Annotated in this window: 24 protein-coding genes, 1 tRNA gene and 1 other annotated feature; of the genes, 15 read left to right on the forward strand and 10 right to left on the reverse strand. The window is 72.6% G+C overall.

Annotated elements, in window-relative coordinates; genetic code table 11:
- Positions 1-75 precede the first annotated feature (75 nt).
- The 8 genes from AD017_RS06620 (at position 76) to AD017_RS06655 (ending at position 8,003) form a co-directional block, all read left to right on the forward strand.
- Positions 76-909, forward strand: coding sequence for an MIP/aquaporin family protein (locus AD017_RS06620; protein ID WP_010231841.1), 834 nt, complete (start codon positions 76-78; stop codon positions 907-909).
- Positions 910-948: 39 nt separating this feature from the next.
- The gene (glpK, locus tag AD017_RS06625; RefSeq protein ID WP_010231844.1) at positions 949-2,466 is read left to right on the forward strand and encodes a glycerol kinase GlpK; all 1,518 of its coding nucleotides are present in this window, start codon (positions 949-951) and stop codon (positions 2,464-2,466) included.
- A gap of 112 nt (positions 2,467-2,578) precedes the next feature.
- Positions 2,579-4,291 (forward strand): glycerol-3-phosphate dehydrogenase/oxidase, encoded by a 1,713-nt coding sequence (locus AD017_RS06630; RefSeq protein WP_010231847.1) that lies wholly within the window; start codon positions 2,579-2,581, stop codon positions 4,289-4,291.
- 7 nt (positions 4,292-4,298) lie between these two features.
- Positions 4,299-4,598, forward strand: coding sequence for a hypothetical protein (locus tag AD017_RS06635; RefSeq protein WP_060573505.1), 300 nt, complete (start codon positions 4,299-4,301; stop codon positions 4,596-4,598).
- 105 nt (positions 4,599-4,703) lie between these two features.
- The gene (locus AD017_RS06640; protein ID WP_060573506.1) at positions 4,704-5,285 is read left to right on the forward strand and encodes a DinB family protein; all 582 of its coding nucleotides are present in this window, start codon (positions 4,704-4,706) and stop codon (positions 5,283-5,285) included.
- Between the two features lie 11 nt (positions 5,286-5,296).
- Positions 5,297-5,857 (forward strand): DinB family protein, encoded by a 561-nt coding sequence (locus AD017_RS06645; protein WP_060573508.1) that lies wholly within the window; start codon positions 5,297-5,299, stop codon positions 5,855-5,857.
- 22 nt (positions 5,858-5,879) lie between these two features.
- Entirely contained in the window at positions 5,880-6,851 is a 972-nt protein-coding gene (locus AD017_RS06650) for a pyridoxal-phosphate dependent enzyme (RefSeq protein ID WP_227013363.1), read from the forward strand.
- A gap of 9 nt (positions 6,852-6,860) precedes the next feature.
- Positions 6,861-8,003, forward strand: a complete 1,143-nt coding sequence (locus AD017_RS06655; protein WP_060573510.1) for an NAD(P)/FAD-dependent oxidoreductase — start codon at positions 6,861-6,863, stop codon at positions 8,001-8,003.
- A gap of 4 nt (positions 8,004-8,007) precedes the next feature.
- On the opposite strand, the gene AD017_RS06660 is transcribed toward AD017_RS06655, so the two are convergent.
- From AD017_RS06660 to AD017_RS06670, 3 genes are all read right to left on the reverse strand, one after another.
- On the reverse strand, positions 8,008-8,499 hold the full coding sequence (locus AD017_RS06660) for a DUF2127 domain-containing protein (protein WP_060573511.1): 492 nt from the start codon (positions 8,497-8,499) through the stop codon (positions 8,008-8,010).
- A gap of 105 nt (positions 8,500-8,604) precedes the next feature.
- The gene (gndA, locus tag AD017_RS06665; RefSeq protein ID WP_010227149.1) at positions 8,605-10,041 is read right to left on the reverse strand and encodes an NADP-dependent phosphogluconate dehydrogenase; all 1,437 of its coding nucleotides are present in this window, start codon (positions 10,039-10,041) and stop codon (positions 8,605-8,607) included.
- 136 nt (positions 10,042-10,177) lie between these two features.
- Entirely contained in the window at positions 10,178-11,044 is an 867-nt protein-coding gene (locus AD017_RS06670) for an alpha/beta fold hydrolase (protein WP_060573513.1), read from the reverse strand.
- 135 nt (positions 11,045-11,179) lie between these two features.
- Here AD017_RS06670 and AD017_RS06675 point away from each other — a divergent pair, with 135 nt between their 5' ends.
- On the forward strand, positions 11,180-12,037 hold the full coding sequence (locus AD017_RS06675) for a sulfite exporter TauE/SafE family protein (RefSeq protein ID WP_010227147.1): 858 nt from the start codon (positions 11,180-11,182) through the stop codon (positions 12,035-12,037).
- Positions 12,038-12,124: 87 nt separating this feature from the next.
- Entirely contained in the window at positions 12,125-14,371 is a 2,247-nt protein-coding gene (locus AD017_RS06680; RefSeq protein ID WP_060573515.1) for a UvrD-helicase domain-containing protein, read from the forward strand.
- Between the two features lie 25 nt (positions 14,372-14,396).
- On the opposite strand, the gene AD017_RS06685 is transcribed toward AD017_RS06680, so the two are convergent.
- The 4 genes from AD017_RS06685 to AD017_RS06700 form a co-directional block, all read right to left on the reverse strand.
- On the reverse strand, positions 14,397-15,284 hold the full coding sequence (locus AD017_RS06685; protein WP_010227145.1) for an SCO1664 family protein: 888 nt from the start codon (positions 15,282-15,284) through the stop codon (positions 14,397-14,399).
- Between the two features lie 10 nt (positions 15,285-15,294).
- Entirely contained in the window at positions 15,295-15,879 is a 585-nt protein-coding gene (locus AD017_RS06690; protein WP_010227144.1) for a DUF3090 domain-containing protein, read from the reverse strand.
- 97 nt (positions 15,880-15,976) lie between these two features.
- Positions 15,977-16,666, reverse strand: a complete 690-nt coding sequence (locus AD017_RS06695) for a histidine phosphatase family protein (protein WP_010227142.1) — start codon at positions 16,664-16,666, stop codon at positions 15,977-15,979.
- Positions 16,667-16,718: 52 nt separating this feature from the next.
- Complete coding sequence (locus tag AD017_RS06700; RefSeq protein WP_010227141.1) at positions 16,719-17,540, reverse strand: undecaprenyl-diphosphate phosphatase; 822 nt, start codon at positions 17,538-17,540, stop codon at positions 16,719-16,721.
- Positions 17,541-17,675: 135 nt separating this feature from the next.
- Between AD017_RS06700 and AD017_RS06705 the strand changes: the two genes are divergently transcribed.
- Positions 17,676-18,632 (forward strand): aldo/keto reductase, encoded by a 957-nt coding sequence (locus AD017_RS06705; RefSeq protein ID WP_060573517.1) that lies wholly within the window; start codon positions 17,676-17,678, stop codon positions 18,630-18,632.
- Positions 18,633-18,773: 141 nt separating this feature from the next.
- Complete coding sequence (locus AD017_RS06710; RefSeq protein ID WP_010227137.1) at positions 18,774-19,052, forward strand: DUF5703 family protein; 279 nt, start codon at positions 18,774-18,776, stop codon at positions 19,050-19,052.
- A gap of 3 nt (positions 19,053-19,055) precedes the next feature.
- Here the strand turns inward: AD017_RS06710 and AD017_RS06715 are convergent, their stop codons facing one another.
- Together AD017_RS06715 and AD017_RS06720 are read right to left on the reverse strand one after the other, a co-directional pair.
- Positions 19,056-19,436, reverse strand: a complete 381-nt coding sequence (locus AD017_RS06715; protein ID WP_060573519.1) for a VOC family protein — start codon at positions 19,434-19,436, stop codon at positions 19,056-19,058.
- A 63-nt stretch (positions 19,437-19,499) separates the two neighbouring features.
- Entirely contained in the window at positions 19,500-20,270 is a 771-nt protein-coding gene (locus AD017_RS06720; protein WP_033199097.1) for an SDR family oxidoreductase, read from the reverse strand.
- A gap of 85 nt (positions 20,271-20,355) precedes the next feature.
- On the opposite strand from AD017_RS06720, the gene AD017_RS06725 reads away from it, so the two are divergent.
- Positions 20,356-21,159, forward strand: a complete 804-nt coding sequence (locus AD017_RS06725; RefSeq protein WP_060573521.1) for an alpha/beta fold hydrolase — start codon at positions 20,356-20,358, stop codon at positions 21,157-21,159.
- Between the two features lie 21 nt (positions 21,160-21,180).
- Here the strand turns inward: AD017_RS06725 and AD017_RS06730 are convergent, their stop codons facing one another.
- On the reverse strand, positions 21,181-22,512 hold the full coding sequence (locus AD017_RS06730) for a M20/M25/M40 family metallo-hydrolase (RefSeq protein ID WP_010227125.1): 1,332 nt from the start codon (positions 22,510-22,512) through the stop codon (positions 21,181-21,183).
- Between the two features lie 121 nt (positions 22,513-22,633).
- Here AD017_RS06730 and AD017_RS06735 point away from each other — a divergent pair.
- Positions 22,634-22,718, forward strand: a tRNA-Leu gene (locus AD017_RS06735).
- 1,337 nt (positions 22,719-24,055) lie between these two features.
- Positions 24,056-24,187: a sequence feature (AL1L pseudoknot), on the reverse strand.
- Between the two features lie 631 nt (positions 24,188-24,818).
- Complete coding sequence (locus AD017_RS06740) at positions 24,819-25,538, forward strand: NAD(P)/FAD-dependent oxidoreductase (RefSeq protein WP_168170506.1); 720 nt, start codon at positions 24,819-24,821, stop codon at positions 25,536-25,538.
- Positions 25,539-25,756: the final 218 nt, after the last annotated feature.

The raw sequence follows: 25,756 nt of genomic DNA on the forward strand, positions 1-25,756 counted from the left end.
CTCCGCTCCTAGCGTCTCCGCCCACGGCGGGGCCGTCCGGTCCCGCGAGGGGGAACTCGAGGAGGAGGGGGTTCGATGACGAGCTCCGAGAAGACCGAGAAAACCGAGGCGGCTCCCGCGCCGAAGGGCCTGTCACTGATCGCCGAGATGAGCGCCGAGTTCGCCGGCACGATGATCCTGATCCTCTTCGGGGTCGGCGTCGTCGCTCAGGTGACCACGACGCCCGACGGGTCCAACGGGCAGTACGACTCGATCGCCTGGGCATGGGGCATCGGCGTCATGCTCGGTGTCTACGTGGCCGGCCGTACCTCCGGCGCGCACCTCAACCCGGCCGTCACCCTCGCCTTCGCGCTCTACGAGGGCTTCCCGTGGCGCAAGGTCGCACCGTTCGTGCTGGCCCAGGTGCTGGGCGCGTTCGTCGCCGCACTGATCGTCCGTGTCGTCTACGCCGACTTCATCCGGTCCGTCGACCCGAACCTGACCGAGACCCAGGGGATCTTCTCCACCTCGCCCGGTGACCCGGTGTCGATCCCGACGGCGTTCCTCGACCAGGTCGTCGGCACCGCGATCCTGATCTTCGTGATCTTCTCGCTGGTCCACCCGCGGAACAAGGGTCCGCTGGCCAACATGGCGCCGTTCATGATCGGCGTGCTGGTCGTGGGCATCGGCATGGCGTGGGGTGCGAACGCCGGCTACGCCATCAACCCGGCCCGTGACTTCGGCCCGCGGCTGGCCTCCTTCATCACCGGTTACGACACCGCCTGGGTCACCAGTGACGGCACGCCGTACTGGTGGCTACCGATCGTCGCGCCGCTGCTCGGCGCCGTCGTCGGCGGTGGCCTGTTCAAGCTGCTGATCGACCGCTACATCCCGGCCGAGGACGCCCCGCAGGAGATCGGACGGGTCTGACGCCCGGCCCCACCGACCGCACAGCAGAAGGAGAGCTCAATGGCCGAGTTCGTCGGCGCCATCGACCAGGGCACCACCTCCAGCCGCTTCATGATCTTCGATCACTCCGGCAACGAGGTGGGCCGGCACCAGCTGGAGCACGAGCAGATCCTGCCGCAGCCCGGCTGGGTCGAGCACAATCCCGTCGAGATCATCGAACGCACCAACGCCTGCCTGCAGTCCGCGCTCAACGCGACCAACCTGACCGCGGACGACCTGGTCGCGCTCGGCGTCACCAACCAGCGCGAGACCACCGTCGTGTGGAACCGGCGCAACGGGCGCCCGTACTACAACGCGATCGTCTGGCAGGACACCCGCACCGACCGGATCGCCACCGCCCTGGAGCGTGAGGGCAAGGGCGACGTCATCCGGCGCAAGGCGGGCCTGCCGCCCGCGACGTACTTCTCCGGCGGCAAGATCCAGTGGATCCTGGAGAACGTCGACGGCGTCCGGGAGGCCGCCGAGGCGGGCGACGCGATCTTCGGCAACACCGACACCTGGGTCATCTGGAACCTGACGGGCGGCCCGAACGGCGGGCGGCACGTCACCGACGTGACCAACGCGAGCCGCACGATGCTGATGAACCTCGAGACGCTCGACTGGGACGACGAGCTGCTCGGCTTCTTCGGCATCCCCCGGCAGATGCTGCCGGAGATCAAGCCGTCGTCGTCGGCCGACGGCTTCGGCACGACGCTGGCGAACGGCGCGCTGGGCGGCGAGGTCCGGATCACCGGCGACCTCGGCGACCAGCAGGCCGCGACCGTCGGGCAGGTGTGCTTCGCCCCGGGCGAGGCGAAGAACACCTACGGCACCGGCAACTTCATGCTGCTCAACACCGGCAACGAGCTCGTCCGCTCGGAGTCGGGGCTGCTGTCGACGGTCTGCTACAAGTTCGGCGACGAGCCGGTCGTCTACGCGCTGGAGGGGTCGATCGCCGTCACCGGGTCGGCCGTGCAGTGGCTGCGCGACCAGCTCGGGATCATCTCCGGCGCATCGCAGTCCGAGTCGCTGGCCCGCCAGGTCGAGGACAACGGGGGCGTGTACTTCGTGCCCGCGTTCTCCGGGCTGTTCGCGCCGTACTGGCGGTCCGACGCCCGCGGCGCGATCGTCGGGCTGTCCCGGTTCAACACGAACGCGCACCTGGCCCGGGCCACCCTGGAGGCGATCTGCTACCAGTCCCGCGACGTCGCCGAGGCGATGACGAAGGACTCCGGCGTCTCGCTCGACGTCCTGAAGGTCGACGGCGGCGTCACGCTGAACGAGCTCTGCATGCAGATCCAGGCGGACGTCCTGGGTGTCTCGGTGTCGCGGCCGGTCGTCGCGGAGACGACGGCGCTCGGCGCGGCCTACGCGGCCGGGCTGGCGGTCGGGTTCTGGAAGAACACCGACGAGCTGCGGGAGAACTGGAACGAGGCCCGCCGCTGGGAGCCGCACTGGGACGCCGCCCAGCGTGACGAGGGCTACGCGAAGTGGAAGAAGGCCGTCGAGCGCACGCTCGACTGGGTCGACGTCGAGTGACCCCTGTGCCCGGTGCCGCCCCCACGACAGGGCGACACCGGGCACAACGGCGCACGTCCCGGGCGTTGAACGGGTAGTCCCCTGCAGGACGACACGAGTGGAAGGTCTGATCATGAAATCGGTGGAGCTCTCCCCGGAGGCCCGTACCGCGGCACTGCAGGCGATGGGCGACCGCGAGCTCGACGTGCTCGTCGTGGGGGGTGGCGTCGTCGGCGCCGGCTCCGCGCTCGACGCCGCGACCCGCGGCCTGTCGGTCGGCCTCGTGGAGGCGCGCGACTTCGCGTCCGGCACGTCCAGCCGCTCGTCCAAGCTCGTCCACGGCGGTCTCCGCTACCTGGAGATGCTGGACTTCCGGCTGGTCGCCGAGGCGCTCGCGGAGCGCGGCCTGCTCATCCAGCACCTCGCCCCGCACCTGGTCCGCCCGGTGCCGTTCCTCTACCCGCTGCAGCACCGCGGCTGGGAGCGGCTCTACGCCGGCGCCGGCGTCGCGCTCTACGACACGCTCGGCTTCCTCTCGGGCCGGTCCCGCGGCGTCCCGCACCACCGGCACCTCACCCGTCGCGGTGCGCGCCGGGTCGTCCCGTCGCTGCGCAAGGACGCCCTCGTGGGCGCCCTGCAGTACTACGACGCCCAGGTCGACGACGCCCGGCACACCATGATGATCGCCCGCACGGCCGCCGCGTACGGCGCGCACGTGGCGACCCGCGCCCGCGTCGTCGGGCTGCTGAAGGACGCCGGCCGTGTGGTCGGCGCGACCGTGCAGGACCTGGAGACCGGCGAGCGGGTCGACGTCCGCGCCAAGCAGGTCATCAACGCGACCGGCGTGTGGACCGACGACACCCAGGGCCTGGCCGGTGAGCGTGGCCTGTTCAAGGTGCGGGCCTCGAAGGGCATCCACCTGGTGGTGCCCCGCGACCGGATCCGCGGTGAGTCCGGGCTGATCCTGCGCACCGAGAAGTCGGTGCTGTTCGTCATCCCGTGGGGCCGGCACTGGATCATCGGCACCACCGACACCGACTGGGACCTCGACAAGGCCCACCCGGCTGCCAGCGCGGCCGACATCGACTACCTGCTCGAACACGTCAACGCCGTGCTGGAGCAGCCGCTCACCCACGACGACGTCGAGGGCGTCTACGCGGGCCTGCGCCCGCTGCTGTCGGGCGAGTCGGACTCCACGTCGAAGCTGTCCCGCGAGCACGCGGTCGCGACGCCGGTGCCCGGCCTCGTCGTCGTCGCCGGTGGGAAGTACACGACCTACCGGGTGATGGCGAAGGACGCGGTCGACGCCGCGGTGCACAGCCTGGACGCGAAGGTCCCGGAGTCGTGCACCGAGGACGTGCCGCTGCTCGGCGCCGAGGGCTTCCACGCGCTGACCAACGCCACCGCGCGGCTGGCCACGCAGTCGGGCCTGCACAAGGCCCGGATCGAGCACCTGCTCGGCCGCTACGGCTCGCTGATCCAGGAGGTGCTCGGCGTCGCCTCCGACGACCCGACGCTCACCGAGCCCCTCGCCGGCGCGCCGGACTACCTGCGCGCCGAGGTCGTCTACGCCGCGTCGCACGAGGGCGCCCGGCACCTCGAGGACATCCTCGCCCGCCGCACCCGGATCTCGATCGAGACGTTCGACCGCGGTGTCGGTGCGGCCGAGGAGGCCGCCCGGCTCGTCGCCCCGGTCCTCGGCTGGAACGAGGAGCAGGTCGCCCGCGAGGTCGACCACTACCGCAAGCGGGTGGAGGCCGAGCGGGAGAGCCAGAAGATGCCCGACGACGCCACCGCCGACGCGGCCCGGCTCGGCGCCCCGGACGTCGTGCCGGTCAGCGGCTGAGCCCGCCGTGAGCGAGCCCGGGCGGACCCCGGACGGCCGGTACGTGGTCGTCCGGGGCCGCCGGTGGCGAGCCGCCGATCCCGAGCTGCCCGACGACGTCCGGTCCCGGCTGCAGCAGCACCTCGGGCAGGCCCGCGCCGAGGTCGGCGCCGGGCGGCGGACCGGCGACGACGACCGGGTCACCGCCGCACGCGCCCGCGTCGACGCGGCCAAGCACGGCCTGGGCGAGCGCGGCACGCCGTGGTGGGGGCTCGGGCTCGGCGAGCGGCGCGACCGCTGGGAGGACGCGCTGCGCGAACTCTCCTGAGGAGCCCGGTCATCGAGGACCGGACCTGTCCGCATGAGGTCCTACCGTCGTTCTCGTCGGGCCGGGGAACAGCCCCCGGCCGGAGAACCCCCGAGAGGCGGGCCCATGAACGCCACCACCGAGTCCCAGGCCCTGACCGGCGAGCGCGCCGAGCTGGTCGCCCTGCTGGAGCGGCACCGCGGTTTCCTGTTGCAGACCGCCCAGGGCCTCACCGAGTCCCAGGCCCGTACGGCGAGCACGGTCAGCGCCCTCACCATCGCCTCGCTGCTCAAGCACGTCGCCGACACCGAGGAGCAGTGGTTCCGGTTCGCGCTGGAGGGCGCGAGCGCCTTCACCGCCGTCTACACCGACGACGTCGACTGGGACGCCGTCGCCACCGAGGGCGAGAGCAACGGCGGCGACTGGTCGGACTCCGAGTGGACCGACACCCGGTTCGTGCTGGCGGACCACGAGACCCTGGAGTTCCTGCGGGCGCGGATCGAGCAGGTCGCCGGGCGGACCGAGGAGATCCTGCGGACCGCGGACCTCGACGTCGTCCACGACCTGCCCGTCGCACCGTGGTTCGAGCCGGGCGCCGCCTGGTCCGTGCGGCGGGTCGCGCTGCACATGCTGGCCGAGATCAGCCAGCACTCCGGGCACGCGGACATCATCCGCGAGGCCATCGACGGCGCGCGGACGATGGGCTGAGGGGGCAGGCGATGAACGACACCGCCGAGTCGATGACCGAACTGCTGGGCTCCGCCGCGCGCGGCCTGTCCGGCGAGCGGGCCTGCATCCTGGAGACCCTCGCGAAGCACCGGATGCTGCTGCGGCAGACCGTGGACGGACTCTCCGAGTCCGACGCCCGGCGGCGCCCGACGGCGAGCGCGCTGACCCTCGCCGGGATCCTGAAGCACGTCGAGGGCGTCGAGCGGGGCTGGACGGACTTCATCCGGACCGGCGTCGTCGAGGGCGCCGAGACGTGGGCCGACGTCGCCGCGGACCCCGACGCCGAACGTGCGGACTTCGCCGTCGGGCCCGACGACACGTGCGAGTCCCTGCTCGCCCGGTACGCGGCGACCGCGGCCCGCACCGACGAGCTGGTCGCGACCGTGGACCTCGACGTCGCGCACAAGCTCCCGCCCGCACCGTGGTTCCCCGGGGAGGCGTGGTGGAGCGCCCGTCAGGCGCTCGCGCACATCGTCGGCGAGACCGCCCAGCACAGCGGGCACGCCGACATCATCCGGGAGACGATCGACGGCCGGAGGTCGATGGGCTGACCGGGTCACTACCGTCGGGGGCATGGCCGACCTGGTGACCCTCGACGACATCGAGACCGCGGCGGAGCGGATCGCCGGGGGCGTGGTCCGTACCCCGACCGTCCCCTCCCCCGGCCTCGCCCCCCTGCTGGGCGCCCCGGTGCTGCTGAAGCTGGAGCAGCTCCAGCGGGCCGGGTCGTTCAAGCCGCGCGGCGTGCTCGCGAAGCTCGCGACGTTGTCCGCCGCCGAGCGCGACGCCGGGCTGGTCGCCGTCTCCGGCGGGAACCACGGCCTCGCGGTCGCGGAGGTCGCGGGCGCGGCGGGGGTCGCAGCCGTCGTCGTCATGCCGGAGAACGCGCCGGCCCGTTCGGTCGCCGCGGCCCGGGCGGCGGGTGCCGACGTGCGGCTCACCGCGGACATCCCGGCCGCGTTCGCGCTGGCCGGCGAGCTGCAGGCGGCCGGGGCGACGCTGGTGCACCCGTTCGACGATCCGGTCGTGCTCGCCGCGCAGGGCACGGCCGGGCTGGAGCTGGCCCGCGACGCCGCCACGCTCGGCGAGCCGCCGACCGACGTCCTCGTCTCGATCGGCGGCGGCGCGCTGCTCTCCGGGGTCGCGACCGCCGTGCGTGCGCTGCTGCCGGACACCCGGGTGTGGGGCGTGGAGACGGTCGGGGCCGAGGCGATGTCCGCGGCGCTCGCCGCCGGCGGCCCGGTCCCGGTGACGATCACCTCGGCGATCACCACGCTGTCCGCGCCGTCGGTCTCGCAGCTGACCTACGACCACGTCCGCGAGCTGGTGCACGACGTGCTGGTCGTGCCGGACGCCGACGCCGTCCGCGGCAGCGTCGAGCTCGCCGAGCACGCCGGGATCTGGGCCGAGCCCGCCGCGGGGTGCCTGGTCGCGGGCGCCCGCACCGTCGTCGCGCGGCACCCGGACGCCCGGCTCGCCCTGGTCGTCTGCGGGGCGAACGCCGACGTCGCCGACGTGGTGGGCGCGGCGCGGCCACCCGCCTGACCGGCCGGGATGGCGGGGCGGCTCCCCGGCGTTGAGTCCGGCGTGGAGCAGCGGACGGACGTGGTCGTGATCGGCGCCGGGCAGGCGGGGCTGTCCGCGGCGGCCGGGCTGCGGCGCGGCGGGCTGGAGCCCGGCCCCGGGTTCGTCGTGCTCGACGGCGAGGACGGCCCCGGCGGCGCGTGGCGGCACCGCTGGCCGACGCTGCGGATGCGCACGGTCAACGGGATCCACGACGTCGCCGGCGTCCGGTCCGGGTTCGACGACCCGGGTGCCGATCCCGACCGGCCCGCCCGGGAGGCGGTCCCCGGCTACTTCGCCGCGATCGAGCGGGCCTGGGACCTGCAGGTGGTGCGCCCGGTCCGGGTGCACGCGGTGCGCGACGCGGACGACGTGGCCGGCCGGGACGGGGAGCTCACCGTCGGGACCGACGCCGGCACCTGGACGGCCCCGCACCTGATCAACGCGACCGGCACCTGGACGCGGCCGTTCGTGCCGTCCTACCCGGGCGCCGGGACGTTCCGCGGGACCGCCCTGCACGCCCGCGACCACACCGGCCCGGAGGCGATGGCCGGGAAGCGGGTCGTCGTGGTGGGCGGCGGGATCACCGCGGTGCAGCTGCTCCTGGAGATCGCCCCGTACGCGGCGTCGACGACCTGGGTGACGCGGCGCGAGCCGGTCTGGCACGAGGGGCCGTTCGACGCCGGGCACGGCCGCGCCGCCGTCGCGCTCGTGGAGGAGCGGGTGCGGGCCGGGCTGCCGCCCCGCAGCGTCGTCGGCGTCACCGGGCTGGGCCTGACGCCGGAGGTCCGGGCCGGGATCGCGAGCGGCGTGCTGCGCAGGCGGCCGATGTTCGCCCGCATCACCCCCGACGGCGTGACCTGGGACGACGGCACCCACGAGGCCGCCGACGTCCTGCTGTGGGCGACCGGGTGGCGGCCCGCGACCGGGCACCTCGCGCTGCTGCGGCTCCGGTCGCCGGGTGGCGGGATCCGGCTGGGTGAGCCGCTGGACACGACCGTCGTCGCCGACCCGCGGGTGCACCTGGTCGGCTACGGGCCGTCGGCGAGCACGATCGGCGCGGACCGGGCGGGCCGGGCCGCCGCCCGCGCGGTGCTGGCCGGGCTGCGCGACCGGGACAGCGCGGCCGCCTGAGCCGTCACTCCCGCCGTTCCCGGCTGAGCAGCCGGTACTCGCGCAGCACCAGCACGATGATCGCGACGTCGAGCGCGGCGAGGAACGGCAGCAGCAGCGACCCGGTGTGCCAGGCGTGCACCAGCTCGTAGACCACGAACAGCGACAGCACGACGATCGCGGGCGGGTACGCCGGCTGCCACTTGCGCAGCAGCGCCCCCACCAGCGCCAGCTTGATCGCCCCGTGCAGGGCGAGGTAGACGACGGCGAAGGTGCGGTCGCCGCCGGCGAACGCGTCGGTCCCGGCGACGAGGTGCCGCGCCAGGGTGCCGTCCGGCGGCCCGACGAGGTCGCGGGCGAGGATCCGCGCCACCACGTGGTGCAGCCAGTCCCCGGACACCAGCAGCAGCGCGACCGCGGCCAGCAGCTCGGCCGCGCCGTCGACACCCTTGACCACCAGGGCGATCCGGAACAGCCGCTCGGTCCACCGGGCCTGCTCGGCCGCCGGTCGTGTCATGGCGCGACCCTAGACCGGCCCGGTCGCGTTGCAGAACGCAACCGACCGTCGTGATCTCGTGAGCGAGTGACCCGCCCCGGAGCGCTCCGGGGCGGGTGGTGCCGGTCAGTCGGTGCGGACCTCGGCGCCGTCCTGGCTCCAGCGGGTGTGGAACTTGCCGTCGGCGTCGATGCGCTCGTAGGTGTGCGCGCCGAAGTAGTCGCGCAGGCCCTGGATCAGGTTCGCCGGGCCCCGCTCGCGGCGGTAGCCGTCGTAGTAGGACAGGCTGGAGGAGAACGCGGGGATCGCGACGCCGTTCTCGGTCGCGGTCACCACGACCCGCCGCCACGCGTCCTGCGCCGCGCCGACGGCCTCGGTGAAGTACGGGACCATCAGCAGGTTGTCGAGGTCCGGGTGGGTCTCGTAGGCCTCGGTGATCCGGTTGAGGAACTGCGCGCGGATGATGCAGCCGCCGCGCCAGATCCGGGCCATCGCACCCAGGTCGAGGTCCCAGCCGTTCGCCTGCGACGCGGCCCGCATCTGCGCGAAGCCCTGCGCGTAGGCGACCACCTTCGACGCGTAGAGCGCCTGGCGGACGTCCTCGACCAGCTGGTCGACGTTCGCGGTGCGCTGCTGCGCCGGCCCGGCCAGCGTCGTCGACGCGGCCTTCCGCTCGTCACGCAGCGCCGACAGCGTCCGGGCGAACACGGCCTCGGTGATGCCGGTCAGCGGGACGCCGAGGTCGAGCGCGTCGATCGCCGTCCACCGGCCGGTGCCCTTCTGCTCGGCCTGGTCGGTGATGACGTCGACCAGCGGCGTGCCGGTCTTCTCGTCGGTCTTCGCGAGCACGATGCCGGTGATCTCGATGAGGAACGACTCGAGGTCACCGGTGTTCCACTGCTCGACGATCTTGCCGATCTCCGGCGCCGAGAGCCCGCCGACGTGACTGAGCAGGTCGTAGGCCTCGGCGATGAGCTGGATGTCGGCGTACTCGATGCCGTTGTGCACCATCTTGACGTAGTGCCCGGCCCCGCCCGGCCCGACGTGCGTGCAGCACGGGGTGCCGTCGACCTCGGCGGCGATCGCGGTGAGGATCTCGGAGACCTCGCCGTAGGCCTCCACCGGCCCGCCGGGCATGATGCTCGGCCCGTTGAGGGCGCCCTCCTCGCCGCCGGAGACGCCGATCCCCATGAACCGCAGCCCGCGCTCGGCGCAGTAGGCGGCGCGGCGGTCGGTGTCGGGGAAGTGCGAGTTGCCGGCGTCGATGATGATGTCGCCGGAGTCGAGCAGCGGCGCGAGCTCGTCGATGACGGCGTCCACCGGCTTGCCGGCCTTCACCATGACGACGATCTTGCGCGGCGTCTCCAGCGCGTCGACGAACTCCTGCAGCGACTCGGCACCGGTGAAGGAGCCCTCGTGGCCGTAGTCCTTCATGAACTCGGTGGTCTTCGACGTGGTGCGGTTGTGCACCGCCACCCCGAACCCGCGGCGGGCCATGTTGCGGGCGAGGTTCGCCCCCATCACCGCCAGCCCGGTGACCCCGATCCGGCTCTTCTCCGCCATCGAACTCCTCCGTCTCGCTCTGCCGTGTGCGTGCGTCGCGCGCGATACCCCCGCGCGAGCCGCGGACCGGGCACCATCCTGGCCCTTCCGGCGTCCGCCGCGCGCGGTGCGTCCGCTGTCCCCTTGGTCACGGCGGTCATCGGCCGCGGAGGAACTCCAGCAGGAGCCGGCCCGCCTCCTCCGGTGCCTCCTGCGGGATCCAGTGCCCGGCGCCCTCGACGAGCGCGAACCGGAAGTCCTCGACGAACTCCGACGAGCGCCGCATCTGCCCCTCGGTCAGCGCCATGTCGCCGTCGCTCCACACCCCGAGGACCGGGACCCGGACCGGTGGCACCTGCGGGATCTCGGTGGCCACGAACGTCGCCGGGTCCACGTTGGCGCGGTACCACTCCAGCGACGCGGTCAGCGCACCCGGCCGGGACAGGTCGGCGATCTGCTGCGCGGGCAGCGGGTGCCCCTCCGGGAACGACGCCTGGGCCCAGGCCCGGAGGAACTGCCAGTCGTGCGCGGGCAGCACCTCCTCGGCGACGCCCGGGAACTGGAACCACAGCATGTACCAGGACATCGCCTTCTGCCCGAACCCGGCCGTCGCGAACGCGGCGGGGTGCCCGACGGAGAACGCGGCGTAGCGGGTCACCCGGTCCGAGGCGAGCGTCAGCGTCCACCCCAGCACCGCGCCCCAGTCGTGCCCGGCGAGGGCGAAGCGGTCGATCCCGAGCGCGTCGGCGACGCCGAGGACGTCCGCCCGGAGCGCCTTCATCCGGTAGTGCTCGGTCCCCTCCGGCCGGTCCGACTCGCCGAACCCGCGCAGGTCGGGCACGACGACCCGGTAGCCGGCCGCCGCGAGGACCTCGGCCTGGGGCTCCCACAGCGTCGCCCGGTCCGGCCAGCCGTGCAGCAGGACGACGACCTCGCCCGGCCCACCGGTGTCGTGCACCGACAGGGTGGTCTCGGGCCGGGTCGTGCCGGGGACGGTGATCCGCTGCGGTGCGGGGAGGGCCATGCGTCGCTCCTGGTGGATGTCCGGGACCTGTCCCCCGCACGCTAGGCGGTGATCGCCGGCGCGGGGCACCGCGGCCGGATCCCGGTTCGTGGGACCGCCCCGGCGCGGGGTGCCGGGCCGATCGAGAATGGGCCCATGGCCCGCAGCGACGCGATCGGACCGCCGGGTGCGGGCGGACAGGCCGACGACAGCGGCGCGGAGGGCGGGCGCAGCGGGCTGGTCGGCACGATCGGGCTGGTCGGCGGCGTCGTCGGCGGTCTGATCGGCGGCGGGAGCGGGGTGCTGTTCGTCCCGGCGCTCGACCGGTTCACCCGGATGTCGCGGGCCCGGATCCACGGCACGTCGACGATCGCCAACATCGGCGTGTGCGTCGCGGGGGCCGCCGCCTACGCGGCCGGTGGCGGGGTGCTGGACCTGCGGGCCGGCGTCGGACTGATCATCGGCGGCACGGTCGGCGGGCTGGTCGGGCCGGCGCTGCTGGCGCGGGCGTCGGAGACCCTGCTGCGCGTCCTGCTGATCGGGATCCTCCTGCTCACGGCCGTGAAGCTCACCGTCGACGCGCTCGCGCTCCCCCTGTTCGACGGTGCGCTCGTGCCGCAGGAGCTGATCGACGACCCGTGGTTCCTGTACCCGGTGACGACGGCCGTCGGGCTGGTCATCGGCGCGTGGGCCGGGGCGATGGGGCTCGGCGGCGGGCTGCTCGCGGTGCCCGCGATGGTGCTGCTGTTCGGGACCGACCTGCACGTCGCCGCGGGGACGTCGCTCCTGATGTTCATCCCGAACTCGATCGTCGGCACGGTCGTGCACCTGCGCCAGGGGACGGCGTCGGGCCGGTGGGGGCGGCTGCTCGCGGTGACGGCGGCCCCGGGGACGGTCGCCGGGGCGGCGCTGGGGCTGTCGCTCGACGCCGTCGTGCTCGGGCTGGTGTTCGGGACGTTCGCGACGGCGATGGCGGTCCGGGAGATCGTCCAGCTGCTGCGCACACGTGCGTGAGGGGGCGCGGAGGCGCTACCATGAAGGGTGCGACCTGACGAAGACATCGTAGCTCCGCGCTTTCAGCATACCACGGATGGGAAGAGTGTGAACAGAGCCCTCGCCGACCAGGAACTGACCGCGGAGACCGGGCAGGTCCGCGCACTGCACGCACTGCTCGCCACCGAGCTCGCGGAGGCGACGGCCCGCGCACGCGGCGGCGAGGCCGCACCGACCGGTGAGGAGCTCAGCGCCCGCTGGGAGCGGGACGTCTCGGTGCACCGCTGGTCGGAGCGGGTCACGGCGCTCAAGGCCGCCCGGGCGGGGCTGTGCTTCGGGCGCCTCGACCACACCGGCGGGGAGGCGACCTACGTCGGCCGGATCGGGCTCACCGACCCGGCCGACGGGGAGAGCGCGCTGGTCGACTGGCGGGCGCCGGCGGCCCGGCCGTTCTACTGCGCCACCCCCGTCACCCCGCTCGGGGTGACCCGGCGGCGGCACTTCCGCATCGCCGGTACCGCCCCCGACGAGCGCGTCGCGTCGTACAACGACGACGTCCTGGACCGCTCGGCCCTGGCCGGGACCGACGCCCGGTCGGCGTCGGACCCGGCGCTGCTCGCCGCACTGAACGCGCCCCGCGGATCGCAGATGCGCGATATCGTGACGACCATCCAGGCCGAGCAGGACGAGATCATCCGGCTCCCGCTGGCGGGCACCGCGGTGATCGAGGGCGGCCCGGGCACCGGCAAGACCGCCGTCGCGCTGCACCGGGTCGCCTACCTGCTCTACGCGCACCGCGACCGGCTGGCCCGCAGCGGTGTGCTCGTCGTCGGGCCGAGCGCCGGGTTCGTGCACTACGTCGGCGGGGTGCTCCCGGCGCTGGGTGAGTCGGCCGTGGTGTTCACGACGCCCGGCCAGCTGCGGCACGGCGTCGTCGCGGGCGCCCTCGACCCGCCGGAGGTCGCGCGCACCAAGGGCGACCTCGCGATGGTGGACGTGCTGCGCCGCGCGGTCGCCGACCGGCAGGAGCTGCCGGGCGGCCGGATCGCGATCGAGCTCGACGACGTCACCGTCGAGATCGACGACGCCATGGTCGCGGAGGCCCGGCGGCGGGCACGGGCCACCGGGTCGGCCCACAACGTCGCCCGCGTGACGTTCCGCGACGCGCTCGGCGGTCTGCTCGTGGACCAGGGCCTGGAGGCGCTCGGCGCGAGCCTGGAGGACCCGCCCGAGGTCGCCGAGCTCCTCGCCGGGCTCGGCGACCTGCCGGAGATCGAGCCGGCCGGCGCGGCGGAGGTGTCGGCGGAGATGCGGCAGGGGCTGCGCGCGAACCTGCGCTCGGAGCCCGGCTTCCACGCGGCCGTCGAGCAGCTCTGGCCGGTGCTGACACCGGAGCGGGCGCTCGCCGACCTCTACGCGTCGCGGCGGCGCCTCGCGGCGGCGGCCGGCGGGACCGACCTCACCGGCCTGCACCGCGCCGCGGGCGCACCGTGGACGGTGGCCGACGCACCGCTGCTCGACGAGCTCGCCGAGCTGCTCGGGGACCCGCCCGGTGCGGCGGCCACCGCCGAGGAGCCGGACGGGCGCTACGCGGCCGACGTCCTGTCCATCCTGGAGTCCGCCGACCGCGACCTCGCCGGTGAGGACGCCGACGAGCTGCGCCCGACCGACTTCGTGACCTCCGACGTCCTGGCCGGACGGCACGTGGCCGGGATCGGTGGGACGGTCGCCGAGCGGGCCGCGGCCGACCGGGACTGGCGGTTCGGGCACCTCGTCGTCGACGAGGCGCAGGAACTGTCCGCGATGGACTGGCACGTCCTGCTGCGCCGGTGCCCGTCGCGCTCGATCACCGCGGTCGGCGACCTCGCCCAGCGCAGCGCACCCGCCGGGGCCCGCAGCTGGACCGACGTGCTCGCCCCGCACCTCGACGACCGGTGGACGCACCGCACGCTCACGGTGAACTACCGGACCCCCACCGAGATCATGGACCCGGCGGCCGAGGTCCTGGCGTCGTTCGCGCCCGGGCACCGGCCACCGGACTCGGTGCGGGAGACCGGCGAGCACCCGTGGGACCGCACGGTCCCCGCGGCCGGCCTCGCCGACGCGGTGCGGGAGGCGGTCGAGGCCGAGGCGGCCCGGCTCGACGACGGGACCGTCGCGGTGATCGCCGCCGACACCACCGGTCTCGACGATCTCCCGGCGCAGGTGCACACACCGGTGTCGGCGAAGGGCCTGGAGTTCGACGCCGTCGTGATCGTCGATCCGGAGCGCGTCCGGGCCGGGAACCCGGCCGATCTCTACGTGTCGATGACCCGGGCGACCCGGCGGCTCGGGCTGCTGCGCCCGGCGGACTGAGCGGCCCGGGCCGGGCGGCGGAGGATCAGAACGCGGGCCAGGGGATCGCCGGCCCGAACCCGTCCGGCCCGGGGAAGTGCGGCTCGGCGAGGAGGTGGTCGATGCGGGAGCGCAGCGCGGCCACCTCCCGCCGGGTGACGTGCTCCCCCAGCGTGTCGGCGAAGTCCCCGGCGAGACGGGATCGCAGCTCCTTGAGCTGCGCGGTGCGCTCCTCGCCGATGCCGTCGCCGATCCAGCCCCACAGCACCGTCCGCAGCTTGGGCTCGGTGTGCAGGGTGAGACCGTGGTCGACGCCGTAGACGCCGCCGTCACCGGCGACGATGACGTGCCCGCCCTTGCGGTCGGCGTTGTTCACGACGACGTCGAACACCGCCATCGCGCGCAGCTGCGGGTGGTCGGCGTGCACGAGGACGACCGGGTCACCGGCGCCGTCACGGGCACGCAGCACCGGCAGCCAGCCGCCCGGCACGTCGCCGGGCTCGCACAGCTCCACCAGCGACTCCGACGCCAGGTGGAGGGTCTGCTCGTCGAGCTCCCCGTCGAGCTCGTCGCCCTCCGAGCCCGGGTCGGTCAGCGCGCTCTCGTCGCCGGACGACACCCAGGCCTGCACCATTCCCGGCCCGAACGGGGCCTCCTCCCGGAGCACCGTCGGCGGCACGACGTTCAGCCCGGAGACCTCGGACACCAGGTAGGCGCCGACCTCGCGCCCGGCGAGCGTGCCGTCCGGGAAGTCCCAGAGCGGGCGCTCCCCGCGGACCGGCTTGTAGACGCAGCGCAGCTCGGTCCCGTCGAGCGTGACGGTGCCGAAGAGGGTGGCGTTGGACGCGTCGACCATCCGTCCGGTGACCTCGAGCCGCCCCCGGTCGAGGATCTCGAGCACGGCCGGGTCGCGGAGTCCGGGAGCCGGGCTCACTCGACCCTGCTCACTCGGAGGACCCGGCCACGGGGTTGCGGTCGTGGTAGCCGTTCAGCCGGACGCAGACGTGGCCCTCGGGGTCGAGCGGCTCGGCACACAGCGGGCACGGCGCGCGACCCGCGCCGACGACCTTCTCGGCCCGGTCGGCGAACGCCTTCGCCGCGTTCGGTGAGAGGAACACGCGCAACGCGTCCGGCCCCTCCTCGGTGTCGTCGAGGACGACCGACTCGTCGATCTCCTCCTCCGACACCGCGAGGAGCTCGACGACGATCGAGCTGGAGTCCGCGTCCCACCCCAGGCCCATCGTGCCGACCCGGAACTCCTCCTCGAGCGGGACGTTCAACGGGTCGTTGTCGGAGCCCGGCGTCTCGTCGCCCTCGGGGAGGTTCTCCTCGCCGAAGCGCTTGGACACCTCGCCGAGCAGCGCGGTGATCCGCTCCGCCAGCACCGAGACCTGCTGTTTCTCGAGCAGCACGCTGATCGTGCGCGAGCTCTCGATCGCCTGCAGGTAGAAAGCGCGGTCGCCGGGTTCACCGACGGTGCCGGCCACGAAGCGGTCCGGGCGGCGGAAGACGTGGATGACGCGTGCCATGACCCTTCCCAGGGTAGGCGAGACGGGAACCGGGGGCATCCCCACCGTCGGCCGACAGCGCTGTCACCAGGAACGATGGGAGAAGGATCACCTTACCTCACGCGTTGGTCGCGCCTCCGACCACCGCGTCCGACGACGGCTTCTCCTCCGCCGGCCTGGGGATCAGGCTCGCCACGTCGCCGGACTGCTCGTTCATCCGCGCGACGAACGGGCGCAGCTGGGTGTAGGCGACGACGCTCACCGAGCAGGTGTCGACGACGATCCGCTGGAAGTTGTCGAGGTGGCAGGCGAGCGCGTCGGCCAGTACCGCCTTGATGACGTCGCCGTGGCTGCACGCGAGCACGATGGCGTCGTCGCCGTGCTCGGCGCGCACCCGCGCGACGTGCCTGCGGACGCCCGCGACCGCCCGGGCCTGCATGCCGGCGAGCGACTCGCCGTCCGGGAACACCGCCGCCGACGGGTGGGCCTGGACGACCTTCCACAGGTCCTCCGAGGTCAGCTCGGAGATCTTCCGGCCGGTCCACGAGCCGTAGTCGACCTCGGCCAGGTCGTCCTCGACGACGGGCTCCAGCCCGCGGGCGGCCGCCAGCGGCGCCACGGTCTCCCGGCAGCGGGTCAGCGGCGAGGTGACCACGGAGGCGATCGGCAGGTCGGCGAGCCGGTCGACGACCTTCGCGGCCTGCTCGCGGCCACGGTCGTCGAGCTCGACCCCGGGGGTGCGCCCGGCCAGCACCCCGGCGGTGTTCGCCGTGGAGCGCCCGTGCCGCAGCAGGATCAAGGTCGTCACGCGGGCGAGGCTACGTGACGTGCGCGGACCGGGGCGGGAGCCCCGGGCCCGCTCAGGTCGCGGAGACCGCCCCGATCGCCAGCGCCGCCAGCAGGGCGACACCCAGCGCGATCCGGTACGCCACGAAGACGTAGACGGTGTTGTTCTGCACGAACCGCAGCAGCCACGCGATGACCGCGTAGCCGACGACGAAGGCGATCACGACGGCGACGACCATCTGGGCCGCCGACGGTCCGTCGCCCGCGAACACGTCGGGCAGCGTGAACAGGCCCGCACCGAACACCGACGGGATCGCCAGCAGGAACGAGTACCGGACGACCGCCGGCCGGGTCAGGCCGAGCGCCAGTCCCGCGGTGATCGTGCCCCCGGACCGGGAGACCCCCGGGACCAGCGCCATGGCCTGCGCGAACCCGAGCACGATGCCGTCCCGCCAGGTGATCTTCTCGATCGGTTTGCGCTGCTTCCCGAACCGTTCGGCCAGGCCGAGCAGGATCCCGAAGACGACCAGCATCGTCGCGACCAGCCACAGGTTCCGTGCCACGGTCTCGACCTGGTCCTTGAGCAGCACGCCCAGGACGGCGATCGGGATCGAGCCGACGATCACCAGCCAGGCCAGCCGGTAGTCGTCGGTCTGGCGGACCTCGGCGTCGCGGAACCCGCGGAGCCAGGTGACGAACAGCCGCCACAGGTCCTTCGCGAAGTACACGATCACCGCGGCCTCGGTCCCCAGCTGGGTCACCGCGGTGAAGGCGGCCCCGGGATCGCTGTTGAAGAACACCTCGGACGTGATCCGGAGGTGCCCGGACGACGACACGGGCAGGAACTCGGTGAGTCCCTGGATGAGGCCGAGGACGATCACCTCGAGCCAGCTCATCGGCGCCCCCGGACGAGGGGCACCGGCTGCAGTGCGGCCTGATCGGTCACGGGCCGTCACCGTACGCGTGGAGACGGGGGTCACTACGCGCGCCCTCGACGGTGGCGGGGGTGAACCCGCCTAGGCTCGGGGACCGTGCTGAGCAGACCGGTGGGCGCCAGCGGCCTGGAGGTGTCCCGGGTCGGGCTGGGCACGATGACGTGGGGCGAGGACACCTCGCCCGCGGAGGCGGCGGAGCAGCTGCGGGTCTTCGTCGACGCCGGCGGCACCCTCGTCGAGACCGCCGACGACTACGGCGGCGGCGCGGCCCAGCAGGTGCTCGGCGGGCTGCTGCGCCGGACGGTCCCCCGGGACGACCTCGTGATCGCCGGGCGGGGCAGCACGGCCGGCACGGCGGGGCCGGGCGGGCGGGCGTCCCGGGCCACGCTGCTGCGCTCGCTGGACACGACCCTGCGCCGGCTCGGCGTCGACCATCTCGACCTGTGGCAGTTCCCCGGCTGGGACCCGCACGTCCCGCTGGACGAGATGCTGTCCGCGGTGCAGGTGGCGGTCTACTCGGGCCGGGTCCGCTACACCGGGCTGGTCGCCCCGCAGGGCTGGCAGCTCGCCACGGTGGCCGGTGCCGCGGCGGGCGGGCCGGACCCGGCCGTGTGCCGGCCGGTGTCGACCCAGGTGGAGTACTCGCTGCTGGCGCGGGAGCCGGAGGCGGAGCTGCTGCCCGCGGCCCGGCACCACGGACTGGGGATCCTCGCGTGGGCCCCGCTGGGCCGCGGGGTGCTGACCGGCAAGTACACCGACGGCACCCCGGCCGACTCGCGCGGCGCGAGCACGCTGCTGGCCTCCTACGTCGAGGCCCGCCGCACCGAGCACTCCGCGCGGATCGTGCAGTCGGTGCTGACCGCGGCCGACGGGCTCGGGACGTCCCCGCTCGTCGTCGCCCTGACCTGGGTGCGCGACCGGACCGGGGTGGCGAGCGCCGTCGTCGGTGCGCGGGACGCGGCGCAGCTGCTGGCCTCGCTCGCGGCGGAGGACGTGACCCTGCCCGCCGAGATCCGGACCGCACTCGACGACGTGAGCGACCCCGTCCGGTGACGTGACGCGGCCCGCAGGCCCCGGGGATGCGGGACGTTCGTGGTGGCCGGGGACCGAGCTGCATGCCTATCGTGGTCACGCCAGCACCACCCGCCGTTCACCCGGCGGGCGGCGCCGTGACAGCGCGACCGGGAGGCACGGATGGCGGAGAGCGGACCGGAGGAGTCGGCAGCCGAAGGGAATCGGTACGCCGGGACTCGGGACGGCGAGGGCTGGATCGACGACCGGTACGAGTACCGCCCCGTGCGGATCGACGGCGACGTCCCCCGGTTGACGGCCGCGGTCCGGCTCGCCATCCAGGCCGAGTTCTCCGGCTGGGAGCTCTCCCGGCTGCGCCTCTACCCGGGCGGGGTGCGCAAGGTGGTCCTCCGGCGGAGGATCAGCCACGCGCACGGGCTCCTGCCCGAGCCGACGTTCTGAGCCTCAGCCGCCGTACGGCACCGTGATGATCTCCAGCAGGTGCCCGGACGGGTCCTCGAAGTAGATCCCGCGCCCGCCGTCGTTCGTGTTGACCTCGCCCGGACGGGACCGGCCCGGGTCCGCCCAGTACTGCTGGCCGCGGTCCCGGATCCGGCCGAACGCGGCGTCGAACTCCGCGTCGGAGACCAGGAACGCATAGTGCTGGGAGACGACGTCGGCGCCCGGGCCGGCGTCGAGGTAGTCGAGACTCACGCCGTTCGCGGTCTCGACGACTCGGAACGGGCCGAACGGCTGCGGCTCCGGCAGCGCGAGGACCGCGGCCAGGTACGCGGCACCGGCCCGCTTGTCGTGCGAGTGGACGATGGTGTGGTTCAGCTGTGCCATGCCGGAGAGCCTGCGACCTGAACCTCGGTCGAGGTCAAGGGGCCGTTCCCCGGCGGGTCCCGCTCAGTGGTCCTGCCAGCCGATCTCCGGCGGCTTCCCCGCGCCCTTCGGGCTCGGCACCCCGCGGAACCCGTACGGCGCAGGCTCCCGCCCCGGCTGCACGAACCAGCACTCCCCCGGCTCGCCCCGCTCGAGGATGTCCTCGATCCCGCCCGCGACGTCGTCCGCGGTCAGCATCGGGAACTCCCCGAACCGGTCGCGCACCCGCGCGATCAGCGGGGTGTCGGCGAAGCCGGGGCAGACCGCGTTCACCCGGATCCCCTCCGGCGCGAGCGTCGGCGCGGCGGACCGGACGTAGCCGACGACGGCGTGCTTCGTCGCCGTGTACAGCGCGTCGCCGGGCATCCCGACCAGCCCCGCCAGCGACGACGTCGCCACCACGTGCCCGCCGCCCGCCCGGCGCAGCGCCGGGACGGCCGCGGCCAGCCCGAACACGACGTGGTCGAGGTTGACCCCGAGGATGCGCCGGTAGTCGTCCAGGTCGAGGTCCTCGATGCCGGACTGGCCCGCGGTCACACCGGCGTTGAGGAGGACGACGTCGAGCCGGCCGAACCGGTCCTCCGCCGCGGCGACGGCGGCCGGCATCGCCCCGGGATCGGTGACATCCGCGCCGATCGCCAGACCGTCCGACCGGCCGGCGACGGCCGCGGCCGCGTCGGCGTCCCGGTCCACCACGACGATCCGTGCCCCCGCCGCCACCAGCCGGTCCACCGCCGCCGCGCCGATGCCCGACGCGCCGCCGGTGACCAGGGCGACCCTGCCCGAAAGATCCATGACGGCCACCCTGCCCCATGCGGACCACCCGCCGGAAGCGGCCCGGCCTCTCGTCCGGGCGGGAGCGTGCTGCGATCGTGCGGGGATGGAGGACCACGCGATCGCGGACGACGGCACCGCCCTGCACGTCGAGTGGACGGGCACCGGCCCCGTCGTGCTCCTGCTCCAGGGCGGGATCTCCGAGGCGTCCGCCACCACGCGGCTGGCCGCCGAGCTGGCGGACACCTTCACGGTGGTCTCCTACGACCGGCGCGGGCTGGGCAGGAGCCCGGCCCCGGTCCCCGGCGAGCCACCCCCGGACGCCCTCCACCGGCACGCGCTCGACGCGGCCGCCGTGCTCCGGCGGTTCACCGACCGGCCCGCGTCCGTCGTCGGGGCGAGCATCGGCGCGGTCGTCGCGCTGCAGCTCGCCGTCGAGGAGCCGGACCTCGTCGGCACGGCCGTCGTCCACGAGCCACCGCTGCCCGCCGTCGTCCACGACGCGGAGCGCGAGGCCGGGCTGGACCACGTCGCGGAGCTCGCCCGGACCGACGTCGTGGCCGCGATCGGCGCGATGGGCCGGCTCGTCGCCGACAGGAGCGATCCCGAGCCCGGCGCCGGGGCGCCCCGGCCGGCCGGCGATCTCCACGCCGGGCTGCGGTGGTTCTTCGCGCACGACTTCCCGGCGGTGCGCGCCAACCCGCTCGACGCCGCACGCCTCCGTCCCGTGCCCGTCACGCTCGTCCCGTCCGTGGGCGCGGACGTGCCCGGCGGCTGGGACCGACGCTGCGCGGAGGCACTCGCGGCCGCACTCGGACGGCCGGCGGTGCCGATGCCCGGCGGGCACGGCGCCCTCACGACCCGTCCGCGAGGGGCGGCCCGGCAGCTGCGCCGGATCCTGACACCGTGACCGCGGAGGCGGCGCTCCCCCTCAGACCGTTCTGAGGAAGCGGTCCAGCACCCGGGTGCCGAAGGTCAGCGCGTCCACCGGGACACGCTCGTCGATGCCGTGGAACAGCGACGCGAAGTCCAGCTCCGGGGGCAGCCGCAGCGGGGCGAAGCCGTAGCACTTCATCCCCAGCGTCGAGAACGCCTTCGCGTCGGTCCCGCCGGACAGCATGTACGGGACGATCTCCGCGGCCGGGTCCTCGGTGCGCAGCGCCGCCTGCATCGCGTCGGTCAGGGCGCCCTCGAACGGCGTCTCGACGGCGGGCAGGTCGGTGACCCACTCCCGCTCGACGTCCGGCCCGAGCAGCTCGTCGACCTCGCGCAGGAACTCCTCCTCCCGCCCCGGCAGCACCCGGCAGTCGACGACCGCCTCCGCCGTCGACGGGATGACGTTCGCCTTGTACCCGGCGTTCAGCATCGTCGGGTTCGCGGTGTCCCGGACGGTCGCCCCGATGATCCGCGCGATCGGGCCGAGCTTGGCCAGGGCACCCTCGAGGTCGTCCTCCGGGTACTCGACGCCGGTCAGCTCGGTCATCCGGTCCAGGAACGCCTGCACGGTGTCGGTGATCGTCAGCGGGAACGTGTGGTTCCCGAGCCGGGCCACGGCCTCCGACAGGATGGTGACGGCGTTGTCGTCGTGCAGGAACGAGCCGTGCCCCGGCTTTCCCTTGGCCCGCAGCCGCATCCAGGCGATGCCCTTCTCCGCGGACTCGATCAGGTAGGCGCGCTGGTCCTCGCCCAGGGTCAGCGAGAACCCGCCGACCTCGCCGACGGCCTCGGTGCACCCGGCGAACAGGTCCGGCCGGTGCTCCACCAGCCACTGCGCGCCCCACTTGCCGCCGGCCTCCTCGTCGGCGACGAACGCCCACACGATGTCCCGCGGCGGGACCACGCCCTCACGCTTGAAGCGGCGCGCGACCGCCAGCATCATCGCGTCCATGTCCTTCATGTCGACGGCGCCGCGGCCCCAGACGTAGCCGTCCTGCACCGCCCCGGAGAACGGGTGCACCGACCACTCGCTCGCGTCCGCCGGGACGACGTCGAGGTGCCCGTGCATCAGCAGCGCACCCCGCGACCGGTCCGCGCCCTCCAGACGGGCGATCACGTTCATCCGCTTCGGCATGCCGGACTCGACCAGCTCGACGTCGTAGCCGACCTCGCGCAGCTTCTCCGCGACGTAGTCGGCGGCCTCGGCCTCACCGGCCAGGGTCTCGGGGTCCGCGGTGTTCGTCGTGTCGATCCGGATCAGCTCGGAACACAGCTGGACGACCTCCGCCTCGGCACTGCTGGGGCTCTCGTCCGGTGAAGCGGTCATGGGCGCCTTCCTACCACCGCGTACCGGGGCCGACCTGCCGAGACCCGGGGTGGACACCCGGGCGCAGACCGCCCGGAGGGCTCGGCTATGCTTCTCCCCGACGCGATCGAGAGATCGTGGCGTCCGAGTGGCGGAATGGCAGACGCGCTAGCTTGAGGTGCTAGTCCCCGTATTAGGGGGTGGGGGTTCAAGTCCCCCCTCGGACACCGACCCTAACCCCAGCCGTCCCGGTTGGGGCCCCGGTTGACCTGGACGCTCACTGTCCGAATTTTCGGGCGATAGATCAACCGCAGCCCCAGCTGCTGGTAGATCGACCCTTGGCTTCCTCGTCGGCGACGAGCAGGATTTCACGGGCTGAAGCCTGTCCCCGATGACGTCCCGTGTCTGAGCCTCGCTCATCCGGCCCGACGCGCCCCGCAGTTGGTGCTGCGCGTCCAGCTCGGCCAGTCGGGCCGGGACCTCGGCAATCCAACCAGCCACCAGTGCCGGGTCAACCCCAGCTTCTAGCGCCGACCGGTAACGGGGGAGCTTGGCATCACGCTCGGCAAGCTGAGCTCGCCCGAGCTGCGCGCCGTCGACGTCGTCTCGCGGCTGCCCGCGACGGAGAACGGACACTGTCCGGTCGATCTCATGCGGATGAAACAAGCCAAAAAGCCACTCATCCAGGAGGGGCAGGACTTTACCGTCCGGGGCCAGCGAGAGGCTGAGGTTTAGATCACCGCACCTTGTTGGGCAATGGTCGTAGCGTGCACAATTTCCCGTTCAATCGGGGTGTTTGATCAATAGAGGAGAGGAGTCCACTCCATTGTACCAATGACCCCTCGGCGACATCCTGCTCCACCTCACGAAGGCATGCTCCAGTTCCAAAAATGGGCGTACGGCGTGATCAGCGCGGACTTGCACAACCCGACGTGGATTCCATCAGTGCGTTGTCCAGCACGTCGCCGACGGTCCCGATCGAGCTGGCGACCCCGGCATCGGCGAGTTGCTCCGTGAACGCCAGAGATGTGTACCGAGATCCGGCATCGGAATGATGGCTCAAACCTTCCGCAGTAAACGCACTGACCGCCCGTTGCCGGGGACAACGCTTGCGCCAGGGCACTGGAGAGGAGATCACTGGTTCTACTCATCGACCCCTTCGATCCGAGTGTCCTCCGCGACCAACAGTCAGTCACGAACGACACGTAGCAGAATCCGGACGCGGTCCACACGTAGGTGAAATTCGCGCCCCACAGCGCATCCGGTCGAGTCGGGCCGCCCAGACCCGCTTGGCCAGGTCAGGTGCCTATCAGCGTGCTGGTCGCGCGTCGTCGTGGCCGTAAGATGCGCCCCGCGGCACACGCCTGGATTCCGGCGACACGCATCAGCCGCCCCACCTGGTCGCGGCCGATCCGCAGCCCTTCCCGTCTCACCGAACGCCGCATCTTCCGCAGCCTGTACACGCACCTGTTCTTTCGATAGAGATCCACGACCGGTTCACCAGATACGCCTCGCCCAAGTGATCGTCGATCACCGGTCAGACCCGCCAGCGATAATACGCTTGCGGAGCGATCTGCACGCCGTGCTCGGACAACACGGCACAGATCGGCTCGACCCTGAAACGACTTCGATCTTCGTGAACGAACAGAAGCCTCACTTGAGCCGACGGTCCAGCTCCGCCTGCGCGAAAAACGCCGAAGCAGTCTTCGGGATCTCGTTCTCCCCCGCCGCAACTTAGCATTCCCCGTGCGGAGTCTCCGCAATTCAGCAGCTAGATCGGCGTCGAGCCCGACCGCGTCCGACCCATAACCGGAATCGCGCTCCTCAACCTCGATCCAGTTCCAGATCGTCGCCGGGTTCACGTCCAGCAACTCACCGACGTGCCGGCGCGCGGCCAGCTTCGACTCGCTGTGATCACGCAGACGGTCCAGGTAGAGGTGGACCGCGCGGGCACGGGTCTCCTCATCGAGCTACCGAGGTGCTCCCACGACTCCAGTCTCCTTGCTAGATCAGGAACCTCTCCACCACCCAGGACGGTTCACTCCGTCCTCGCCTAGGCGGACTTGCCCCACAGAGTGTGCAAAACTGCTCGTTACCACAGCGAGGCCGCAGCCAAGTCGCTTTCGTAAAGCCAGAAGGGCAGGTCGCCTTTCATATGAGAGGAAAGCGCCCTTGCTTGCTGCATCATGAGGTCTTTACTTAGCGCCCATAGATCGCTACCGTATCAATCGCACGATCGGGAACAACCGGAAACACAGGCGGCGTCTTTCGGTTCCCATCCCGACAGCCCCGGCATTGACATCGCCCCCGACCGGATAGCAGATCAGGTGAGCACTGAATATTTCGACACGGTCATCATCGGAGCAGGTCACAACGCGCTAGTTTGCGCTGCTTATCTGGCCAGAGCCGGCCAGAAGGTCGCTATCGTGGAGCGGCGCTCCGCTGTGGGTGGTGCGTGCGTCTCAGAGGAGCTGGTGAATGGCTACCAGTTCTCGACCGCGAGCCTTGTGACGTCGCTCTTCCAGCAATCGATTATCGAGGACCTCAATCTCCGAAGTCATGGGCTAGCCGTTATGCCGCGCTCTCCCTCTGTCACGTCTCTAGTACCCGACGGATCCCATCTAATACTGGGTCGCGACCCCGAGTCCGACGCTGCAGAGATTGCCAAATTTTCAGGTCGCGACGCCGCGCAATACAGCGAATACGGTGACATGATGCACCGGCTGTGGAGTGAGGTGAAGTCGCTGTTCACGGGGCCCTCGCGGGAGCCCGTGGCATCGAACCCGGAACAGCTCCGAAGCATCCTTCATCGTGCCGTCGACATGTCGGACTCTGACCTACGGAATCTGTTCTCAGTGATGTTCGATAGCGCCCGTAACCATCTCGATTCCTGGTTTGAGTCAGAGGCGGTAAAGGCTCCGCTCGCTATCGATGGCATCACGGGAGTCGCCGCTGGGCCGTCCAGTCCGGGTACCGCCTATCTGATGCTGTACCACCACGCCGGGTCCACCGAGCGGGGACATGTCCGTGGGGGAATGGGCGGCTGAGGTCGGTTCGGATGTGGCCGAGCAGGTCTCCGTCGACCTGAAGGGTCGCATCGAAACCGCGCTGGAACGACCGGTCGACACCGCCGTGCTGGACGGACAGGAGTTGTCGTGCGCCATCCCCTCCCGGTAGCGAAGCCGACAGCCCTCGGAGCTCGTTCGGAGCCCACTCTGATGATCCCCGGGCCTTGCGCACTGCACCCAGACGACCTGGGGAGGCT

The organism is Pseudonocardia sp. EC080619-01, assembly GCF_001420995.1.
In the GTDB taxonomy this organism is placed as follows: Bacteria; Actinomycetota; Actinomycetes; order Mycobacteriales; family Pseudonocardiaceae; genus Pseudonocardia.

Bases quoted from the DNA above. Each gene is read 5' to 3' on its own strand.
- AD017_RS06620 (WP_010231841.1), top strand. From the start codon at position 76: ATGACGAGCTCCGAGAAGACCGAGAAAACCGAGGCGGCTCCCGCGCCG.
- glpK (WP_010231844.1), top strand. From the start codon at position 949: ATGGCCGAGTTCGTCGGCGCCATCGACCAGGGCACCACCTCCAGCCGC.
- AD017_RS06630 (WP_010231847.1), top strand. From the start codon at position 2,579: ATGAAATCGGTGGAGCTCTCCCCGGAGGCCCGTACCGCGGCACTGCAG.
- AD017_RS06640 (WP_060573506.1), top strand. From the start codon at position 4,704: ATGAACGCCACCACCGAGTCCCAGGCCCTGACCGGCGAGCGCGCCGAG.
- AD017_RS06645 (WP_060573508.1), top strand. From the start codon at position 5,297: ATGAACGACACCGCCGAGTCGATGACCGAACTGCTGGGCTCCGCCGCG.
- AD017_RS06650 (WP_227013363.1), top strand. From the start codon at position 5,880: ATGGCCGACCTGGTGACCCTCGACGACATCGAGACCGCGGCGGAGCGG.
- AD017_RS06655 (WP_060573510.1), top strand. From the start codon at position 6,861: ATGGCGGGGCGGCTCCCCGGCGTTGAGTCCGGCGTGGAGCAGCGGACG.
- AD017_RS06660 (WP_060573511.1), bottom strand. From the start codon at position 8,499: ATGACACGACCGGCGGCCGAGCAGGCCCGGTGGACCGAGCGGCTGTTC.
- gndA (WP_010227149.1), bottom strand. From the start codon at position 10,041: ATGGCGGAGAAGAGCCGGATCGGGGTCACCGGGCTGGCGGTGATGGGG.
- AD017_RS06670 (WP_060573513.1), bottom strand. From the start codon at position 11,044: ATGGCCCTCCCCGCACCGCAGCGGATCACCGTCCCCGGCACGACCCGG.
- AD017_RS06675 (WP_010227147.1), top strand. From the start codon at position 11,180: ATGGCCCGCAGCGACGCGATCGGACCGCCGGGTGCGGGCGGACAGGCC.
- AD017_RS06690 (WP_010227144.1), bottom strand. From the start codon at position 15,879: ATGGCACGCGTCATCCACGTCTTCCGCCGCCCGGACCGCTTCGTGGCC.
- AD017_RS06700 (WP_010227141.1), bottom strand. From the start codon at position 17,540: ATGAGCTGGCTCGAGGTGATCGTCCTCGGCCTCATCCAGGGACTCACC.
- AD017_RS06710 (WP_010227137.1), top strand. From the start codon at position 18,774: ATGGCGGAGAGCGGACCGGAGGAGTCGGCAGCCGAAGGGAATCGGTAC.
- AD017_RS06715 (WP_060573519.1), bottom strand. From the start codon at position 19,436: ATGGCACAGCTGAACCACACCATCGTCCACTCGCACGACAAGCGGGCC.
- AD017_RS06720 (WP_033199097.1), bottom strand. From the start codon at position 20,270: ATGGATCTTTCGGGCAGGGTCGCCCTGGTCACCGGCGGCGCGTCGGGC.
- AD017_RS06725 (WP_060573521.1), top strand. From the start codon at position 20,356: ATGGAGGACCACGCGATCGCGGACGACGGCACCGCCCTGCACGTCGAG.
- AD017_RS06730 (WP_010227125.1), bottom strand. From the start codon at position 22,512: ATGACCGCTTCACCGGACGAGAGCCCCAGCAGTGCCGAGGCGGAGGTC.